Annotated in this window: 4 protein-coding genes; 3 read left to right on the top strand and 1 reads right to left on the bottom strand. The window is 59.1% G+C overall.

What is annotated here, in order from left to right; all coding sequences use genetic code 11:
• The 3 genes from WCA53_RS24105 to WCA53_RS24095 form a co-directional block, all read left to right on the top strand.
• On the top strand, positions 1 to 582 hold a 582-nt coding region (locus tag WCA53_RS24105; protein ID WP_423916376.1), incomplete at its 5' end, for an MFS transporter.
• Positions 583 to 798: 216 nt separating this feature from the next.
• Positions 799 to 1,182 carry a helix-turn-helix domain-containing protein gene (locus WCA53_RS24100; protein WP_423916374.1) on the top strand — a complete coding sequence of 128 codons (384 nt, stop codon included), beginning with the start codon at positions 799 to 801 and terminating at the stop codon, positions 1,180 to 1,182.
• A 14-nt stretch (positions 1,183 to 1,196) separates the two neighbouring features.
• Complete coding sequence (locus WCA53_RS24095; RefSeq protein ID WP_423916372.1) at positions 1,197 to 2,465, top strand: type II toxin-antitoxin system HipA family toxin; 1,269 nt, start codon at positions 1,197 to 1,199, stop codon at positions 2,463 to 2,465.
• A 114-nt stretch (positions 2,466 to 2,579) separates the two neighbouring features.
• Here the strand turns inward: WCA53_RS24095 and WCA53_RS24090 are convergent.
• A partial coding sequence (locus WCA53_RS24090; protein WP_423916369.1) for a hypothetical protein occupies positions 2,580 to 2,764 on the bottom strand: 185 nt, incomplete at its 5' end.

The raw sequence follows: 2,764 nt of genomic DNA, 5'->3' as shown, positions 1-2,764 counted from the left end.
CTGGTGATCCGCGGCATGATGATGGCCGTCACCACCACCGTTTTCTTCTACATGATCACGGCCTATACGCCGACGTTCGGCAAGGAAGTGCTGAAGCTTTCGTCCGTCGATACGCTGGTTGTCACGGTGTTCATCGGCTTGTCGAATCTCGTGTGGCTGCCGGTGTCGGGCGCGATTTCCGATCGCGTGGGGCGTCGTCCGGTTCTGTTGTTCTTCACGATCCTGACGATCCTCACGGCTTATCCCGCCGTGCAGTGGCTGGTCGCCGATCCCTCGTTCCTGCGCTTGCTCGGCGTGGAATTATGGTTATCGTTCCTGTACGGCAGCTACAACGGCGCAATGGTCGTAGCGCTCACCGAAGTCATGCCAGTCGAAGTGCGGACCACGGGATTTTCGCTGGCGTATAGCCTGGCGACGACGATCGGCGGATTCACACCGGCCATTTCGACTTACCTGATTCACGCGACCGGCAACAAGGCCGCGCCGGGGGTGTGGATGGGCCTCGCGGCCGTCTGCGGGTTGATCGCGACGCTGGTGCTGTATCGGTCGTCGGAAGCGCGGAATCAGTACAAGACAGCTTGAAGCGGCGTACTGCGGCACCTCACTGTCCATTTCCGCCGGCATGTTGAAGATCGGTGTCATCTAATGCAAAAATCCCGCCACTCATCCTGGCGGGATTTTTTGTTCCAAAATCTTTCAAACAGTTCTCATGAGAACGATTAACGCGCTTAATCGGTCCCATAGGGACTGTTATAAAATATTGGAGCGAGACTTTCTTTTATCTCTATAATATTTCTCATGAGAACAGTTAAGTCAGATAAGCATGCTGGTGAGAGCGTTAAAGGGAAATCCTTGCCGGTGCCCCCTGCAGTCATTCGAGCGATCGGGAAGTTAGGACAAGACCTGACTTTGGCGAGACGGCGACGGCACATCAGTCAGGAATCGATGGCGGTGCGCATGGGCGCGTCGCTCTCAACGGTCCGGCGTATGGAGGCCGGTGACCCACGCGTGCCTGTGCACTTTATAGCGCGGGCACTACTCGTCCTTGGCGACCTGGAAGCGCTCACCGGCTTGCTTGACACCGCGCGGGACGAGATAGGCTTGACCCTCATGGACTCTGAACTGCCCAAGCGTGTTCGCGCAAAAAAGCAAAAAAATGACGACCCGGCGGGGGCGCTTTGAAGCCCGCGACAGCAATGAAGGTTGAGATCGACGTCCGCATTGGGGAGGCTGGAATTCCGGTCGGAACGCTGACCTACGTACGACAAGGGCACCGCGAAAATACGGCGTTTGCTTACGCTGCGAGTTGGTTGAAGAGCGCCGAGCGCTTCCCTGTGTCTCCGGAGCTGGTTCTGACGTCCGATCACCAGTTTCGAAAGGCCCCGACCAAAGACGACTCGGTCTTCCCGTTCGCCCTGGCGGACACGGAGCCCGACGCCTGGGGGCGGCGCATTATCATGCGGGCGCACGCGAGGCGCCGAAAGACGGATCCGCAGTTGAGCGCGCTGGCTGAAGTCGATTTCCTGCTGGCGGTCGATGACTTCAGCCGTATTGGGGCGCTGCGATTGCAGGACGGAACGGGTAACTATCATCGGACGGTCGCGAAGGGGCAACGGGCTACGCCGCCGTTGGTCGAACTCCAGCGTATGTACGAAGCCACCCGCGCGGTCGAAAATGGCGAAGAGTCCGAGAGCGACCTTAAGTACCTCCAGGGCAAAGGCACGTCGCTCGGCGGTATGCGGCCAAAATGCACGGTGCTCGACGCCGATGGGACGCTTGCCATCGGAAAGTTTCCAAGTATCAACGACGAGCGCAGCGTGACACGGGGCGAGGTGCTGGCCCTGATGCTGTCGAAGGCGGCCGGTATCGACACGGCTGCTGCGCGCATTGTCGAGTTGGAACGCACGCCTGTTGCCATCATCACGCGTTTCGATCGGGCGTCGAACCATGGCCGAATCCCGTATTTGTCAGCGAGTTCGATGCTCCAGGCTTCCCGCCAGGAAGAGCGGACGTACGTTGAAGTGGCCGATGCCATCCGGTCCCAGGGATTTCGACCCGAAGAAGACACGGCACAGTTGTGGCGCAGGCTTGTGTTCAATCTGATGATCACGAATATCGACGATCACCTGAATAATCTCGGCTTTCTTCACGTCCAAAAGGGGTTGTGGCGGCTCGCGCCGGCTTTCGATGTGAACCCCTTTCCCGATCGGGATAGGGAGTCCAAGACCATGCTTTCCGACCAGACCGGGCCCATTACCGATATTGACATGCTCATGGCTGAAGCCCGCTATTTCGGCCTGGGCGACGCGGCTGCGCGCAAGGTCCTGGGAGAAGTGTGTGCGGCGGTGAGCCGCTGGCGGCAACTAGCTGTGAGCCCGGAAATCGGATTGACGCTCAAGGAGCTGGGTGACTTCGAGCAAGCCTTCGAGCACAGCCAGATGGAGCGGGCGCAAAGACTTATATAGCGTGGCCCGCATTCGCGGGAAGGGCCACGTTTGACACGACGGTTCGTGTTGTCGGATTCTGCATTCCCGTCAAGATTGATCGACACGTTACATAACACCGGTCACAAACACCGGTCACAAGCGCGCGATCTCCGCAGTCACGCGCTCGACAACGTCTTCCCACGCTCCGGGTTGCGCCTGGCGAAACAAACGGGCCTTGGGATACCAGGCGCTCGAAGCGGTATCGATACCCCAGCGCCAGTCCGCCGCGAACGGCAACATGAGCCATAGCGGTTTTGCCAGCGCACCGGTCAGGTGCG

The organism is Caballeronia sp., assembly GCF_049581465.1.
Lineage (GTDB): Bacteria > Pseudomonadota > Gammaproteobacteria > Burkholderiales > Burkholderiaceae > Caballeronia.
The sequence above is the reverse complement of the archived record's forward strand: the minus strand, read 5'-3'. Positions and strand labels throughout refer to the sequence as shown.

Bases quoted from the DNA above. Each gene is read 5' to 3' on its own strand.
- WCA53_RS24100 (WP_423916374.1), top strand. From the start codon at position 799: ATGAGAACAGTTAAGTCAGATAAGCATGCTGGTGAGAGCGTTAAAGGG.
- WCA53_RS24095 (WP_423916372.1), top strand. From the start codon at position 1,197: ATGAAGGTTGAGATCGACGTCCGCATTGGGGAGGCTGGAATTCCGGTC.